This is a genomic window from Variovorax ginsengisoli (genome assembly GCF_030811835.1).
Taxonomy (GTDB): Bacteria; Pseudomonadota; Gammaproteobacteria; order Burkholderiales; family Burkholderiaceae_C; genus Variovorax; species Variovorax ginsengisoli_C.
This window is the reverse complement of sequence record NZ_JAUSRO010000015.1, coordinates 39389-54742: the sequence shown is the minus strand read 5'-3', so window position 1 is coordinate 54742 and position 15354 is coordinate 39389. Positions and strand designations below refer to the sequence as shown.

Genomic DNA, 15354 nt, shown 5'->3' with positions numbered 1-15354 from the left:
TCAAAAGATCTCAGTAAGAAACTGGCGCAGTTCCGCCCATGAGCGGCGATCGGACGATGGCGAGTAGCCGAAGCCCGGACGTGGATTGCTACCTGCTTCGGGGCTGGTGAAACCGTGGCCGGTGCCGCCGTACAGGTGGACTTGCCAATCGATCCCGGCAGCCGACATTTCCTCGCTGAACCCTGTCACCTGCTCGAGGGGCACCAGGGGGTCGGCCGCGCCGGTGCAGACCAACAGCTTTCCTCGGATCTGGCTCGCGCTGCCTTCCTGTGGCGAATTCAAGGCGCCATGGAAGACCGCGACGCCACGAAGCGCTGCGCCGGTGCGCGCGAGTTCCAACGCGCACCAACCACCGAAGCAGTAGCCGATCACCGCGAGCCGGTCGGGATCCACCTGAGGCGCGTCGGCCAGTGCTTGCAGCCCCGCCTGCAGCCGCCGGTACAAGCGCTCAGGTTGGCTTTTCAACAGGCCGATGCTCTCGAGCATGGTCTTCGGGTCCTCGTAGACCATGCCCTCCCCATTCACGTCCGCCGCGAGTGCAACGTAGTTCAACTGCGCCAGGGCAGCAGCGCGCCGTATGACATGTGGCCCGACCCCGGGGGCTTCCGGAAACACCAGGATGCCGGGAACCTTGCCTTGCCCATCGGGACATGCCAGCTGACCGCAGAAGGTGAGGCCGTCGGCGTCATAGCGAAGAGGTGTTGTGCTCAAGACTGCTTCTCCCACTCGTCAATGATCACCGGCACGGGCAACACGACAGCGTGCACGCCCATGCTCGTGATCAGCTTGCATACGTCCATGATCTCGTTGGGGGTGGCACCGCTGTCGAGCGCCGCGCGCATGTGCTGTCGCACGCCGGGGCCCGAGAGCTGCGTGCACATCGCGTAGGCGGCCAAGGCGATGAGATGGCTGTCCTTGCGTGAGAGCGGACCTTCTGCACCAACAGATGCCGAGGCAAAGTCCAGCCACACGTCGTAGAAGACAGGATCCACGCTGATGGCTGCCTCGACCTCCGGCAGCGCTGCACCGAGCAGCTGCAGATGCTTCTGACGGACCGTCTTCGCATAGGCCTTGTGATCGCTGGAAGTCAGGGCTCCCGGCACAAGTTCCTCAAGCGCAGCGGCCCCGAGCAGATAGGTCTGGATGCCGACGGTGCTGACAACCATGGCCACCGCGATCAGTTCCTCGAGCGAGGCTCCGAATTCCCGGGCAAACCGCGCATGCTGCCGCACGCCGCGCTCGAAGAAATGCGTGGGCGAACAGTTGGTCGCCACGTAGATCAACTCGCGCGTCTTGGGCGACAGGCCGCCGCGCTCAGCCGTATAAGCAGAGAGCTCCAGATATGCCTGGACATACGACGGGTTGATGTGCAGCAGCCGTTCCCATTCGCTGTTCCAGTACCCTCGCCGACGTTCGAAATCTTCCCGGATGCGAGAGAGCGCCTCTTTGGAGGACATGGCCACTCTCATCAGAACGGCGACAACGGCGCGAAACCGAAGTGCAGGCGCGCAAAGTTCACGGCGGTCCGGTCCATCTGCTGGGTGAAGTGCGTGCGCTGCACCGAGATGTCACGGTAGTAGCGCCCGAGCATCGATGCGCTCTGCCCTGTCTGGGTGCCGGCCGTCGTGAAGATGCGGTCCACCGCCTCGAACGCGAGACGCGTGGCCTGCTGAACCATCAGGAAAATGCGCCGGTCTTCTTCCTCGGAGAAGTCGACACCGCGCTCCGTCTGCGCCGTGCAGGCAGCCATGTAGTCCTGTGCCGCTCGGAGAAGCGCCGCATCAGCGTTGTCCAGCAGCGCCTGTGCCACGCCGAAGTAGTGCTGGAACTCGTGGTGTTCCATGAGCTTCGTCTTCGGCGCGAAGCGCATCGGCTTGTTCCGAAGCAGCTCGTCATACAGATCGAGCATGCCGCGCGCCGACCCCATCAACACGGCGCCGCCTTCGATCATGAAGAAGCCCGCCTTGCGTCCGTTGTACATCGGGTTGGGATGCACCTTCACGCCGTCGGACCCCACCCACATCGCGATCGGTGCGACTCGGTGCTCGGGAACGAACAGGTTCTCGATGGCCACGCGGCGTGAGCCGGTGCCCTGCATGCCGAGCATCTTCCAGTTGTCGATGATCGTGTAGTCCTTGCGATCGACCAGCATGAGCACCGGCTTGGGCGCCCCGCTCTCCTGAGGAATCAGCCCGCTCACCATGACGTGCGTCGCCACGTCGCAGCCGGAGGCATAGTCCCAGAACCCGGACACCACATAACCGCCCGGCGCACGTTGCAGGGGCACAGGCGCCCCCAGAGACGGGCACCGATACTCGCCGTCGCTCCCGTAAGCCTCGATCTGAGCTTGCTCGGGATGATCCGCCAGGATGATCGGGTGCCCTGACGTCAAGGCGAGTACCCAGCCACTCGAAGGGCAGCCGCGTGACACTTCGCTCATCACATTGACATAGGTCGGCAGATCGAACTCGTAGCCTCCGAATCGGCGCGGCTGTACCACGCGATAGAAACCCGCCTTGACAAATTCGTCGTTGGTCTCCGCCAGGATGCGGCCTGCGGCCTCGGTGGCTGCCTGACGATCACGCAGCGTCTGCCGCATCGCCGTCGCACGACGGATCATTTCCTGCGGCGTGAGATGGGCCTCGGGAATCGGGATTACACCGGCGACTGCCGATGCCGCTTGCAATCTCTGCCGACCGCTGGCTTGCTCTGCATTGATCATCACTGCTTACCCGCCTGGGATTGCTCATGTTCCGCGAACAGCTGCTTGGCCAGATCCGCGGCCTTCAGTTCGAATTGCAATCCTGGATTGGTGCGTGCCATCGAGATATCGCGGAAATAGCGTTGCATCCGTGTCCCGTTCTTCGCTGACGCACTGGTCGCGGCCGCGCGATACAGCATGTCGACCGCGTCGAAGGACAGTTGCGCCGCCTGCTGCATCCCCGCCTGGAGACGCATGTCGTCCGAACGCAGGTAGGTGCGTTTTCCTTCCATGGACAGGCGCGCAAGATCCATGTATTCCTGCGCCGCACCGAGCACCGCGTGACGCGCGGCTTCCAGCTTGCCGAGCGCAATCCCGTAGGGGCGCTGGTAATCGGGCGTCTGGGACTGAAGCGCGGCGTTGGGACCGAAGGCCTTGCGCACGGTCACGATGCTCTCGTACTCATCCAGTGCCGCATACCCCAATCCCACGATGATCGAGCTGATCTCGGTCTGGAAGAATCCGAGCGTGCCACCCGCATACATGGGGTTGCCATGCAATCGCGCACCTTCCGTCCCCTGGGAGATGTCCGGCGCAAAAAAGTCCTCCCTCACCAGGTAGTAGTCCGGAATCCAGGCACCTTGCATCTGCACGCTGTTGGAACCGCTGGCGCGCATGCCGATGAAGCCGCCCCAGTTGTCCAGCATCGTCCATTGGTCACGCGGTACCAGCGCTACCGCGGGCCGCGGCGGGGCGCCTTCATCGACGATCCGCACGCCAACCATGACGTGCGTCGAATAGGGTACGCCGGAACAATAGTCCCAGGTACCTTCCAGGCGCCAACCGCCGTCAGCACGGGTCGCGGTCCCCGACGGAATCGCACGCGCCGCTGCCGCAAAGTTCCCCTCCGGACCAAAGGCCGCAGCCTGCGCGCGCTCACCGAACAGCTGAGCCACGTTGAGCGAATGCCCGGATGCCAGGCACAAGCACCAGGCGCTTCCCGGACAGCCACGTGCAACCTCCATCACCATCTGCGAGAAGACCGGCACACCGAACTCGTACCCGCCATAGCGGCGCGGCTGCAAGGTCCGATAGAAACCAGCTTTTTCAAAGGCCGCATGCATTTCCGGAGAGTACGTCCCCCGTTCTTCTGCTGCGGCCTGTCCATCGCGCAATGCGCCGCGCATTGCCACCGCGCGCGCAACCAACTCCTCAGCGGTGAGGCCCGGCTCCGGTGGCAATATATCTTTGGTGATCTTTTCTTCCTGAAGCGTACTGACCATTGGTGTCTCCTGTGCAGTCTGTGGATAGCTACTCTGAGTTCGTACAGTAGTCCCCCGGTGCGAGAGCGGCAAGGTGCGGTTGCCGGCTGTCCGACCTGTGTATCTGCGATCCTGTCGCAAGGCGCGCGCAACGCAAGGTACGCCAGATGACTCTGGCACACGGGGGGTCGGCGAACTTGGCATGGAGGGCGGCGGGTTGCACCCTCCGTCGGCCGCTGCGCTGAGCGGCACCTGGATTGAATGTGGACCTATCTGAACAGCATCTCGGCTAAGCCTGCGAGCGCTGAAAGTCCATCTTGATCAGGCCTGCTTCCATATCGAGCTTGGTCTGAATGAGGTCTGGCAGGTAACGCGTGACCACCTCGTCATAGTCAATGGTTGCTGCAACCCAAACAATGTTGATGCAGGCGATCACATACTGCTTGTACATGACAGGCACGGCAATGCTGGCACACTTGACGTGCTCCAACTCCCGGCAGTTGCTATAGCCATTGGCACGCGAGCTTTCGATCATCTTGTCCAGAAATGCATCGTCACGGCTCAATGCGTTGTCCGGGTCCTGCGAACGTCGCAGTGAGGCGAGGATGTCCAACCTCTCTTCGTCAGGGCAGAACGCAAGATACGCTCGCCCAAGAGGACTTTTAAGAAGGTGGCGCTTGCGGCCGATCATGCCCACGTCGACAGAAAAAGGGCTGAAGCTGTGCGTGCTTTCCCGGATGACCATCGCATCGTCTTCAAAGGTCGCCAGATCGGTCGGCCACAAGACCTTCTCTCCCAGACGCTGCAGCAGCGGCGCGCCGATGGTGCGAATCCATTCTTCATCAATGAATCCTTCGCTCAAATGACGCACGGCGTTGGTCAAGCGAAAAACGCTGTCCGAAACGCTGCGGTAGAGAAGCCCGCGATCTTCCAGCGTCTCCAGGATTCGATACACGGTCGGACGCGGGAGCTTGAGCTCCGTGGCGATCTCGTGTGCCGTTGCCGCACGAACCGTGTTGAGATACTCAAGCACTTTGAGCCCGCGATCCAGCGAGCATATTTTCTTATAGGTCATGAGAGCGTCTTCCTGCGGTACCGTCAAACCTGGCGCTCGGGGTGCTGCAGAAACTGAGTGCGGAGAGCAACCACCGGCGCAAATCTACCTGCCGCCACGAAGCGTACACATGCAACGAGCAACGGTACAGCCGGGATTCCCTAGGATCGGTTCGAACGATGCGATACCCAGTTCACCCCACCAGCCCACCGTTGATATCCACCCTGCGCAAGCCTCACAACACCGGCAGACTCCGGGCGGCGCCAACGGGATGGTATTTGCGGCCGTAGTAAGCCAATCCAGGATGGTCTTCTGACTCTATCCGGACCGTGGCAATGCCGCACAGGAAAATGCTGTGGGTTCCTGCCTCGATGGTCTGGACGATGCGGGTGTCGAAATTGACCAACGCGTTCTGCAGCGCGGGTGCACCCGTTTCCAGCACGCTCCATCGGTCAACCTGAAAGCGCTCCTGAACCGTTGCGGCACCCGAGAAGGTCCGCGATATCTTTTCCTGATCCGCGGTAAGCACATTGACGCACAGGACGCCATTGCTGCTGAACACCGCATGCTGGCGGCTGTTGCGGTTCATGCAGACCACCAGCATCGGTGGATCGTCCGTCACGCTGCACACGGCCGATGCCGTGAATCCGCCAGGCCCGGCCGGGCCATCTGTGGTGATCACAGTCACCGCTCCGACGAGCCGAGACATGGCTTCACGAAAACTGAGTTGGTCAATCATGGGGGGTCTCCGCTTGGCTTAGTGCGAGTACAGCGCAAGCTCTTCACTTGGAACGATCCGAGCAATGGCTTGAACCTCGATCCAGACACTGTCTCTCTGCGAACCTTCAATTTCAAAACTCATGCGCTTCATCGGGTTGTCTCTCTGTCCTATTTCTGGCAATAAAGGCCGTTTTCAGGCCAAGGATGACGCATATAAATCATCGTCCAGGGCCGCGTTGGGAAACCAAGGTTAGCGCGCGACGAGTCCTTCGAACAAGTACGCGACTCCTTCTGTCCGGTCCGTGTATCGCGGCCTATCAGAGAGATGTCACCGACCATTTGCAGTCGGGGTATTTCCATCGCATCGGCAATGCAGCACCACGGGTGGACACTGCCGTGACGCGAGATGAGCCGTTGATGACCCGCATTCCCGTGGGTCGACCTGCAGGGGCGGCATAAGCAGGACGACAGGCAAACAATGAAATGGAGGCGCCGCGGCGATGACGGCGCCTCCAAGAGGCAAGCGCTTGTTCAGCTACCGAATTTCGTCGCCAGACCTGCCAATGCGCCATCGATATCGCCGCCGATACCCTTCGGCGCCAAGTCCACCATGGGCGGAGGAACGTCGGCTTCAATGGTGTACGTTACGTCGGAGCCTGAGCCGTCAGCAGAGACGACAAAAGTTGCGTCCAGGCTCTTGATGGGCGGAGCGCCAGGTGGCGTTTCCTGACCAGGCACCAGCTCGTATGTCAACGTCATCTTCCCGTCATCGAGAACCTTGATGCGATCAAGCATGGTGTTGCCACGCTTGAATAGCACCTTGCGATCGCCATTGGGAAGCATTTCAACGGAGTTGATATGGGGCTGCCATGAGGCGAAACCGCCAAAGTCCTTCACGAATTCCCAAACATCTGGCGCGCCTGCCTTCAGTTTGACGCTCTTGCTCACTGTGACAATCGTCATCGCTACTCTCTTTCGGTGGTTGGACTGCGACAGGCAGTCTCATGCGATACCCGGCAATCGTGACTGCACTATGCCGTCAAAGCGACCACCGGCAAATTTCCAGATCATCTCGATTCCAGAATCGTCTCGATCGAGACGAATCTCAGTCTAGCGCGCGAGCCCAACGGATGATGGCGCTTTCCGGCCGATGTCCGCAGGGTGTATCAGAGCCACGGCTGCCAGGATGACCTGGTGCGCCTGCTCGGTCGCAGCCGACGTTCCTTGCTCGAGGATTGCGGGTTACGCACGCGTCATGATCTTGTTGGCGCGTGAAGGCTAGTGTCCGATATGAAGCGCCACCAAAAAGCGCGAAACCATGTTGTAGGCCGCCACGGTGGCCACGAACTCCACCAGTCGCTCGTCGTCGTAGCGCTGCTTGAGTTCGACCATCAGGCCATCCGGCACGACGATGTCGCGCGTCATCGCATCTGTCAATGCGAGTACCAGGCGTTCTTCGGGGTTGAAGATCTCCGCGATGGCAATCTCTGACACCGCCACGATCTTCTGTTCGCTCACGCCTTCACGCAAGGCAATCGGCGCATGCGCCTCGAACTCAAACGGCGCGCCGTTCAGCACGGCGACTCGCAAGATGATGAGTTCGCGAAGTGCGGGTGGCACACCTGTCTGGTTGCGCACAGCGGTCAGCATGCGTTCCCAGCCGCGGGCAATGGGCGCGCTGTTGAGCAACACCTGGTAGAGCAACGAAACACGACCTCGTTCTGCAAGGATGCAGGCTTCGATATCTGCAAGTGCGGGCCGCGTTCCCGGGGTCACAAGCCCTGCGCGACTGCTGTGAGCGGTGATCATCGGACGGTATCCTCCAAATGTGCTTTCGATGTGGTTTGGGAAACGGTCACCGCCGCCAAAGAGATCAGGGCGAAAACCGCGATGTAGATACCGATGCCGAACGAATGGTGGTACCGGCTCATGATGGCCTGAGCGATGGTCGGGGCGAAGGCGCCCCCCAGGATCGACCCCAGCGCGTAGCCCGTTGAAATGCCTGAATACCGCACCTCGGCCGGAAATAGATTCGCCAGCACAGCCGCCTGCGGCCCATAGGACAGCCCCAGCGGAATGGCGAGAACCAACAACGCGCACAGAAAGCTGGAGATCGTTGCGGTATCGATCAAAAGCCACATGGGCACTGCCCACAGCGCCAACAGCAGGTAGCCAATTTGCAGCGTTCGGGCTGCACCTATGCGATCTCCGATCCAGCCCGAGGCGAAAGTCGAAACGAGCCACAGCAAGCACGCGGCAATGGAGCAGCTCAACAACTGGCCAACCGGCAGGTTCAACACGGATTGGCCATAGCTGATGGTGAAGGCCAGGAACAGATAGCCCGCTGCGCTGTTGCCCACGCAGATCAGCGCAGACTGCCAGATCAGCCGGAAATGCGACTTGAACACCTCACGCAAAGGTGCCTTCGATTCGAGTCGCCGGCTTTGAAGCGCCTTGAAGACAGGCGATTCCTCCACGCGTTGCCGAATCACCCACCCAGTGACGGTCAGAACGATCGAGAAGAGAAAAGGTATCCGCCAGCCGTACGCCAGCATCTGCACGGAATCGAACGAGGCCGACACTGCCAGCATCGCTCCCGTGGCGATCAGCAGGCCGATCGGCACGCCCGCCTGCGGGAAGGCGCCGAACGACGTCCTTCTGGAAGGTGGTGCATGCTCGACCGCCAACAAGGCCGCACCGCCCCACTCGCCCCCGGCGGAGAAACCCTGCAGGATCCGCAGCAGGATCAGCAAGATCGGCGCCCAGATGCCGATGCTCGCATAGGTGGGGAGCAGGCCGATCAAACCGGTCGCGCTACCAATCAGCGTGAGCGTGATGACCAGCATGGCGCGTCGGCCAAAACGGTCGCCCAGGTAACCGCAGATCACCGCACCCAGCGGCCTGAAGAGAAACGCTATGCCAATCGTGGCCAGCGAGAAGATCTGGCCCACATCGGGGTCCGAGCGTGTCGCCGGGGTGAAGAAGAGTGGACCGAATATCAGGGCCGCCGACTGGGCGTAGATAAGATAGTCGTACCACTCGATAGAGGTGCCAACGATGGTCGCCGCCAACACGCGTTTGTCTTCGGTGGAGGGCTTTTTCACGGCCATGACGCGGTTGTCTCGTCCATTGCATTCTTTTTTTGAAGCTCGTGCGTGACCATTCAGTCAAGTTGAAGCGGCGGCATGCTCGACCAGCACATCGCATCCGGCCGGCCATCTTTCCAGAGCCGGCCGGCTCAGTGCGTGGGGTGCGCGCCGGTGTGCACACCGGCGTCCTCTCCAGCAGGACGCGCTTCAACACTCTTGGATTTCGGCGGGCCGATGACGCGCAGCAAGACCATCGAGACAAAGACCATGGCGACAATGACGAGCAGGACTGGTTCGTAATGGCCCGTACGGTCGAAATAGATGCCAGCCGAAACAGGGCTGACCGCGGCACCAGCCGTTTGCATCAGCAGTCCGAAGGCCGTGAGCATCGGAAACACCTTGAGGTCCCAGTAGCTGCTCAATAGCACCATCGGGCCCACTTGAACGGCACCAAATCCCACGCCGTAGATGACCGCATAGCCATACAAGCCCACTGATCCGGTTGCATAAGCCAACGTGAGAAGGCCGAGCGCGAACAAGGTCAATGCGCCGAAATAAGATAGCCGAGGGCCCACTCGTTGCGCAATGGAGCCTATCCCCAGATTGCCTGCCACCAATGCTGCGGAGATGATCCCTATGGTCGCCGCAGCAGCCACGGGCGAATGGCCCAGATCACGCAAGTGAGCCTGCGCATGCGCAATCACAAACGATGAGCCGCAGGTCGTGGCAAACATGCAAAAATAAATCGCCCATAACGCGGGTGAGCAAAGAGCGTCCCGCACTCGCAGATTGGCCCCGTTCGACTCACCGGGGGGCGGAAACTTCAGGCTTGAGCGATGCCTTGAGAAACGTTCTTTGTCGGCGTTTTCCCAAACTTGAAGTTTCTCGGCAGCCGGTTTGTCGCGCACCAAGAACAAGGCGACCAAGAGCCCCATCACCGAGAAGCCGAAGAACACCCAGCATCCCATTCGGTAGCCAATGGAAGAGCCCTGGATCGCCCCAGTCACGACCCACACGAACACAAACCCGCCGAGCCCCACAGCGGCAAAGAGCACGGACAAGACAAAGGGGCGCCTGTGGCCGAACCAGGCGGCAGCTGCCGTCTGACATGGGATCACGCTGATAAACGCGGCAGCCAACCCCATCACCCCAAATGCCAGCGCAGCCTGCCATGGCGCAGTCACCCAGGTGGCCAGCGCAATCGATGCAGCGCCCATCAAGATGCAGCCGATGACCAAACACCTGCGGGCGCCGATTCTCGTCACCAGCGCTGCAACACAAGGTGCAGCCAGACCATCGGCGGTCATGTTGGCCGCGATGAGAAGTCCCAGCGCACCACGCTCCCAGTGCAGTTCAGAGGTCATATAAGTGCCGAGAACGCTGCCCCCGTAAATGGGCAGGGCCAAACCGACACACATCATGAAGCACAGAGCACCCAGGACGCTCCAACGAGATTGCATACTTATTTTCATCAAGGACCTGCCAGTCAAAACGGAGGCTCATCCAATCACTCGGCGGTGGCTGGACGTATTACTGAGTGAAATCTCTACGCAACGTGCGGGCCGCACAGGACAGACCGTGGCCTGGCGTGCGCGGAATAGACGGTTGCCATTTCGATAGATAAGCCGGAACATGGCTGCACGGAGATTACGCCGATCGATCGACTTGGTTGTCCACGATGCCCGACGAGGAGGTCGCGCACAGCGTTGCGGCCGATCTCCTTGTGTTCGCTTGCTACTTGTCGGGATGACGAGCCGTATCGAGCAGCGCTTTTGCTTCCTTGGGGGACAGCAATTTCAACTTGAGTGACAGCGGCCCGCCCATGCCATGCAACTTACCGCCCTCCGCCAGCGAGCCCGCATCGATCGGCTCCCCCCCAATGTCGCGGATCAATTGCGCCGCTTTCACCTTGGCTCGATCATCATCTCCCGAAAAGAAGATCGCACCGCTGTCTCCCTCAGGTGGCAGGCCTCCGGCAAAAACCGGAATCGGCTCGTAGTTGAACGTTTTCACGACATGGGCCCCGGGAATCAGCTCTGCGACGACCTCACTGGACCCACGACCACCAATGTCGATCAGATCTTCCGGACGTGGGCCGCGGCGATTGTTGGTGGTATCGATGACAACCTTCCCTGCCCACGAACCTGCGGCAGACACGGCGGCAGCAGTTTTTTCCCACGGCGTTGCGAGGATCACCAAGTCGGCGTCGGCCAGCATCTGTTTCGAATCCGCTGCGCTCACACCGGGTCCCATCTTTTCCACAAGCGCTTGCAACGACGCAGCCCCCCTGGAATTGCTAAGGACAACGCGATGCCCGCCCGAAACCAGCTTTGGCACGAGCATTTGCGCCATTTTCCCAGCACCTAGAATTCCGATAATCATGATATTTGATCCTTTGCGATTGAATGGGCGTGTACAGCAGTTACGCTTCTCTTTCGACGACGTTGCGCAGAACGCCAATCTCCGAAATTTCCACTTCGACGACATCGCCATGCTTCATGAACAACTGAGGCTTGCGGCGCACACCCACACCTCCAGGTGTTCCCGTCACGATCACATCGCCTGGCTCAAGCGCCGTGAACGTAGAGCAATACGTGATGAGTTCAGCAATCGAAAAGATCATTTGCCGGCTGGTCGCACGCTGGACCTCTACACCGTTCAATCGTGTGCTGAGATGAAGCTCCGGATCGTCGCCAAATTCATCGGCCGTGCTCATCCATGGCCCGAACCCGCCGGTGTGCCAGAAGTTCTTGCCGGGCGTCCACTGCTGCGTGTGGCCTTGCCAGTCGCGGACCGATGCATCGTTGTAGGGCGCATAGCCAGCCACATGCTTCCAGACTTGATCTGCAGGAATGCGTCGTCCGGCCTTACCGATGATGACTGCGATCTCACCTTCGTAGTCGAGCTTCTCGGACTCGGGCGGCAACGCAATGACGCCCAAGTGCCCCACCTGTGAGTTGCTGAAGCGACCGAAGACCGGGGGCTTGAGCGTGGGCTCACGTTCGGTTTCCGAACGATGTTCTTCGTAGTTGATGCCGATGCAGATGATTTTCGGCGGCTTGGGGATCACCGGCAGGAACGTGATCTGCTCAGCGCTGAAGTCAGCCTTCGCGCCTTCTACAGCCACAGCAATTTCCTGAAGCGCACCGGCTTGCAACACGCTCAGCAGGTCAGGGAATTTGTCGCCGAGACGGTACGTCAGATCGACGACCCCGCCTTCTACCCAAGCACCAAACCTTTGCGAACCTTGAACTTCAAAACTCAGTAGCTTCATGGCTTTGTCTCTCTTTCGTATTTTTTAAATGAGGGGCTCTTCGCACAACGCATACATCTCAAACATCGCGTTGACTCAATCACCTGAATCAAGAATAGCGCGCCGCGAGATCTTCAAACAAGCACGCCATCCGTTCTGTCCGGTCTGTGTATCAGGGACTGTCCGAGACGCACACGGGCAGCCCAAACGCCCCCGTCGCGGTCCGTTCCCGGCCGTGGTGATCGTGACGTCACAGAGGTTTTGGGTCGGGCTGCATGACGCGCACGTTGTCCGCGATCAGGAGTTCCATGTCGGTCAACTTCTGGATCTCATCGACGGAGAAACCCGGCGCAACTTCTTCGAGCACAAATCGATCACCTCGGCGCACGAGCAACGCGAGGTCGGTGACGATCACGTCGACGCACCGGGGCGCCGTGAGTGGGTAGTTGCACTCGCGAACAAGCTTCGAGCGACCCTTGCTGTCGCTGTGCTCCATGACGACGATCAGCTTGCGGGCGCCGGCGATCAGATCCATCGCTCCGCCGATGCCGCCGCCCACCTGGCCCGGCACACTCCAATTGGCGAGATCGCCGTTCTGTGCCACCTGGTACGCGCCCAACAACACGGCGGACAGCTTGCCCGAGCGAGCCACTTCGAACGACACCACACTGTCGAACAATGCGCCACCGTCCCGCATTTCAATGAAGCCGCCAGCAGCATCGAAGAAGTCGGGGTCAGGGATGCCGTCGTCTCTGAGCAGCTCATAGCCCAACGCCCCATTCTCCGCATGCAGCGTGATGCTGCGACCGGAAATGTGCGAAGCGACCAATGTCGGCAAACCCGAACCCAGGTTGACGTAGCCATGCTCGGGCAACAGCGCTGCAGCGCGTTGAGCGAATTCCATGCGTGACAGTGCTGGCTTGCCAAAGTAATCGCGCCGGCTGTCCGGGGCTCGACGCCTCATGGCCCCCTTTGGCACGGCCATCTTCTTGGTGGCGAGCACGACGCGGGCTACAAAGATGCCAGGCAATCCCACCCGCTCCGGTGGAATGGCACCCGCCTCGACAATCTCCTCGACCTCGACAATGGCGATGCGCGCCCCCTTGGCGAAGCTCGGATGGAAATGCATGCTGCTGCCGCGAAACTCGACGTTGCCATTGGCGTCCGCACGAAATCCTCGAATCAGCGCATAGTCGACAGGGAGCGCCTTTTCAAGCACATAGTCTTTGCCGCCGAACTCGCGCAGTTCTTTGCCCTGCGCCAATGGCGTGCCGACAGTCACGGGGCTGTAGAACGCAGGCAGTCCAGCGCCAGCGGCACGCAGGCGTTCAACAAGGATCCCCTGCGGCACCATTTCGAGCTGCACTTCACCGGCTGCAGCACGTTGCTCCACGAGGGACGGGAATCCAGGCCGCGCCGAGAAAGACAGGATGACCTTGCTGACTTGCCCATTCTCGAGCAGCAGTTCCGGCCGGTACTCGCCGGCACCCAGCGAATTGGCGACCAGACACAGGTCATGTGCGCCCTGATCTTTGAGCGCAATCACCAGGCTGTTCGGATAGCTGTGTCCAACGCCGAAGCCGGCGATGGCGATGGTCGCGCCGTTCGGAATGTCGGCAACGGCGGCTTCGGGCGATGCGAATATTTTTGTCATGGCTGCTTGTCAGTAGTGAGTGGCCGGAAGCGCAGCAACGCTGCTTCATCCCCCGCATCGCAGAACACTGCGCTGACGGGCTGGCCCATTTGAAGTTGCGCAGGATCGCAGTCGATGATGTTCGTCAGCACGCGCGGGCCTTCTTCGAGCTCGACAAATGCGAGCACATAAAGCGGCGTCTCGCGGTAAGCGCCTTCGCCGCGCCGGACACTGGTGAAGCTGTAGATCGAACCGCGCCCGCTGGCCTCGAACCATTCGACGGCGTCGTGACCGCACTCCGGACAGAACTGCCGTGGATACCAAATGACAAAGCCGCATTTGAGGCAACGCGGCAGCATCAGTTTGCCTGCCTTGGTTGCATCCCAGAACGGCTTGGTGTCTGGGGTTATGGCCGGTGCAGGCACCGGAAGTTCAACGCCGCTCATGCATCACCTCGACCAAGAATTAGGGTTGCGCTGCACAGGCGCGAGACACCGCCGCCGGTGCCATGCGCCAATGCCAGCTCGCAATTTTTGACCTGCACCTCGGGATGGGCCTCGCCGCGCAGTTGTCGAACGGCTTCGATGATCTTGACCATGCCGCCCTGATAGCCGGGGTGGTTGTTGCACAGGCCACCGCCATCGGTGTTGACCGGGAGCCGGCCACCAACTCGCAATGCGCCGTCGGCGGCAAACGCGCCGCCCTCGCCTTTCCTGCAGAACCCGAGGTCCTCGAGCGTCATCAGCACCGTGATGGTGAAGGAGTCGTAGATGGACGCATAGTCGATGTCCGCCGGTGTGACGCCCGCCTCCTTGAACGCAGCCGGACCTGACCACACGGCCGCGGTGTAGGTGACATCCACACGGCCACCCATGGTGTGTTTGATCGCTTCGCCATGACCGAGGACCTTGACCGAGCGGCGCGTCAGGCTTGCTGCAATCTCCGGCGTGGTGACGATGACCGCACCGCCGCCATCGGTGACGACGCAGCAATCCATGCGACGCAACGGATCGGCGACGAAGGGTGACGCAAGCACGTCGTCGACTGTGACGGGCTTTCGCAGCAAGGCGTTCGGGTTGTATTGAGCGTGGAAGGAAGCGGCCGCTTTCACCTCGGCCATTTGCCGCGCGGTCGTTCCATACTCGTACATGTGCCGCTGCGCAGCCAGTGCATATATTCCGATGTTCGTTTCACCGTAAGGCGCTTCGAAGGGGTACTCGGGTGTATCCGGTGGCAGTTTCGCGCCACGTACGATGCCTCGAACGCGCGCGCCTTGCGTCACCAACGCGATCCGGCACTTGCCACTCGCTACCGCCAGCGCTGCGTGGCCGACATGACACAGATAGGACGAGCCCCCGGTAAAGGTCGAATCGGTGTAACGCAGGCGCTTGAGGCCTATGTATTCCGCCAGGGAGATAGCACCGAACCCGAGTTGGCCATTGCAGAAATAGCCGTCGATGTCCTGCAACCCGAGCCCCGCATCGGCGAGCGCACCCCTCGCCACTTCTGCGTGAATCTGGGCCGCTGATCGATCCGGCAGGTCTCTGCCGGGGTGCTCATAGGCACCTATGATGACTGCCTTACCATTCAAACTCACACGCTACTCCACGACACATTGCGATATCACTAGGTTATCGACGTC

At 60.6% G+C, this 15354-nt stretch carries 15 protein-coding genes; all 15 read right to left on the bottom strand.

The window, feature by feature from the left end; genetic code table 11:
• Nucleotides 1–711 carry a dienelactone hydrolase family protein gene (locus J2W36_RS20995; protein WP_307691715.1) on the bottom strand — a complete coding sequence of 237 codons (711 nt, stop codon included), beginning with the start codon at nucleotides 709–711 and terminating at the stop codon, nucleotides 1–3.
• Nucleotides 708–1457 carry a carboxymuconolactone decarboxylase family protein gene (locus tag J2W36_RS20990; RefSeq protein ID WP_307691714.1) on the bottom strand — a complete coding sequence of 250 codons (750 nt, stop codon included), beginning with the start codon at nucleotides 1455–1457 and terminating at the stop codon, nucleotides 708–710. Before J2W36_RS20990 ends, J2W36_RS20995 begins: the two co-directional genes overlap by 4 nt.
• Before the next feature lie 11 nt (nucleotides 1458–1468).
• Nucleotides 1469–2722, bottom strand: a complete 1254-nt coding sequence (locus J2W36_RS20985) for an acyl-CoA dehydrogenase family protein (protein WP_307691826.1) — start codon at nucleotides 2720–2722, stop codon at nucleotides 1469–1471.
• Entirely contained in the window at nucleotides 2722–3984 is a 1263-nt protein-coding gene (locus J2W36_RS20980) for an acyl-CoA dehydrogenase family protein (RefSeq protein ID WP_307691713.1), read from the bottom strand. The genes J2W36_RS20985 and J2W36_RS20980 overlap by 1 nt, the downstream gene beginning before the upstream one ends.
• 268 nt (nucleotides 3985–4252) lie before the next feature.
• Entirely contained in the window at nucleotides 4253–5038 is a 786-nt protein-coding gene (locus J2W36_RS20975; RefSeq protein WP_307691712.1) for a helix-turn-helix domain-containing protein, read from the bottom strand.
• A 214-nt stretch (nucleotides 5039–5252) separates the two neighbouring features.
• A complete protein-coding gene (locus J2W36_RS20970) occupies nucleotides 5253–5756 on the bottom strand; it encodes a flavin reductase (RefSeq protein WP_307691711.1) in 504 nt (167 codons plus the stop codon).
• A 512-nt stretch (nucleotides 5757–6268) separates the two neighbouring features.
• A complete protein-coding gene (locus tag J2W36_RS20965) occupies nucleotides 6269–6700 on the bottom strand; it encodes an SRPBCC family protein (RefSeq protein ID WP_307691710.1) in 432 nt (143 codons plus the stop codon).
• Nucleotides 6701–7015: 315 nt separating this feature from the next.
• Complete coding sequence (locus J2W36_RS20960) at nucleotides 7016–7546, bottom strand: carboxymuconolactone decarboxylase family protein (RefSeq protein WP_307691709.1); 531 nt, start codon at nucleotides 7544–7546, stop codon at nucleotides 7016–7018.
• Nucleotides 7543–8841: an MFS transporter gene (locus tag J2W36_RS20955; protein WP_307691708.1), complete on the bottom strand. Its 1299-nt coding sequence runs from the start codon at nucleotides 8839–8841 to the stop codon at nucleotides 7543–7545. Before J2W36_RS20955 ends, J2W36_RS20960 begins: the two co-directional genes overlap by 4 nt.
• Nucleotides 8842–8975: 134 nt before the next feature.
• On the bottom strand, nucleotides 8976–10247 hold the full coding sequence (locus J2W36_RS20950) for an MFS transporter (RefSeq protein ID WP_370869365.1): 1272 nt from the start codon (nucleotides 10245–10247) through the stop codon (nucleotides 8976–8978).
• Nucleotides 10248–10560: 313 nt separating this feature from the next.
• On the bottom strand, nucleotides 10561–11208 hold the full coding sequence (locus J2W36_RS20945; RefSeq protein ID WP_307691707.1) for an NADPH-dependent F420 reductase: 648 nt from the start codon (nucleotides 11206–11208) through the stop codon (nucleotides 10561–10563).
• A 40-nt stretch (nucleotides 11209–11248) separates the two neighbouring features.
• Nucleotides 11249–12100, bottom strand: a complete 852-nt coding sequence (locus J2W36_RS20940) for a fumarylacetoacetate hydrolase family protein (RefSeq protein ID WP_307691706.1) — start codon at nucleotides 12098–12100, stop codon at nucleotides 11249–11251.
• A gap of 229 nt (nucleotides 12101–12329) precedes the next feature.
• Nucleotides 12330–13733: a 3-oxoacid CoA-transferase gene (locus J2W36_RS20935; RefSeq protein WP_307691705.1), complete on the bottom strand. Its 1404-nt coding sequence runs from the start codon at nucleotides 13731–13733 to the stop codon at nucleotides 12330–12332.
• The gene (locus J2W36_RS20930) at nucleotides 13730–14158 is read right to left on the bottom strand and encodes a Zn-ribbon domain-containing OB-fold protein (RefSeq protein WP_307691704.1); all 429 of its coding nucleotides are present in this window, start codon (nucleotides 14156–14158) and stop codon (nucleotides 13730–13732) included. The genes J2W36_RS20935 and J2W36_RS20930 overlap by 4 nt, the downstream gene beginning before the upstream one ends.
• Complete coding sequence (locus J2W36_RS20925; protein WP_307691703.1) at nucleotides 14155–15309, bottom strand: thiolase family protein; 1155 nt, start codon at nucleotides 15307–15309, stop codon at nucleotides 14155–14157. Before J2W36_RS20925 ends, J2W36_RS20930 begins: the two co-directional genes overlap by 4 nt.
• Between the last annotated feature and the right edge of the window lie 45 nt (nucleotides 15310–15354).

Bases quoted from the DNA above. Each gene is read 5' to 3' on its own strand.
- J2W36_RS20990 (WP_307691714.1), bottom strand. From the start codon at position 1,457: ATGTCCTCCAAAGAGGCGCTCTCTCGCATCCGGGAAGATTTCGAACGT.
- J2W36_RS20985 (WP_307691826.1), bottom strand. From the start codon at position 2,722: ATGATCAATGCAGAGCAAGCCAGCGGTCGGCAGAGATTGCAAGCGGCA.
- J2W36_RS20980 (WP_307691713.1), bottom strand. From the start codon at position 3,984: ATGGTCAGTACGCTTCAGGAAGAAAAGATCACCAAAGATATATTGCCA.
- J2W36_RS20975 (WP_307691712.1), bottom strand. From the start codon at position 5,038: ATGACCTATAAGAAAATATGCTCGCTGGATCGCGGGCTCAAAGTGCTT.
- J2W36_RS20970 (WP_307691711.1), bottom strand. From the start codon at position 5,756: ATGATTGACCAACTCAGTTTTCGTGAAGCCATGTCTCGGCTCGTCGGA.
- J2W36_RS20965 (WP_307691710.1), bottom strand. From the start codon at position 6,700: ATGACGATTGTCACAGTGAGCAAGAGCGTCAAACTGAAGGCAGGCGCG.
- J2W36_RS20960 (WP_307691709.1), bottom strand. From the start codon at position 7,546: ATGATCACCGCTCACAGCAGTCGCGCAGGGCTTGTGACCCCGGGAACG.
- J2W36_RS20950 (WP_370869365.1), bottom strand. From the start codon at position 10,247: ATGATGTGTGTCGGTTTGGCCCTGCCCATTTACGGGGGCAGCGTTCTC.
- J2W36_RS20945 (WP_307691707.1), bottom strand. From the start codon at position 11,208: ATGATTATCGGAATTCTAGGTGCTGGGAAAATGGCGCAAATGCTCGTG.
- J2W36_RS20940 (WP_307691706.1), bottom strand. From the start codon at position 12,100: ATGAAGCTACTGAGTTTTGAAGTTCAAGGTTCGCAAAGGTTTGGTGCT.
- J2W36_RS20935 (WP_307691705.1), bottom strand. From the start codon at position 13,733: ATGACAAAAATATTCGCATCGCCCGAAGCCGCCGTTGCCGACATTCCG.
- J2W36_RS20930 (WP_307691704.1), bottom strand. From the start codon at position 14,158: ATGAGCGGCGTTGAACTTCCGGTGCCTGCACCGGCCATAACCCCAGAC.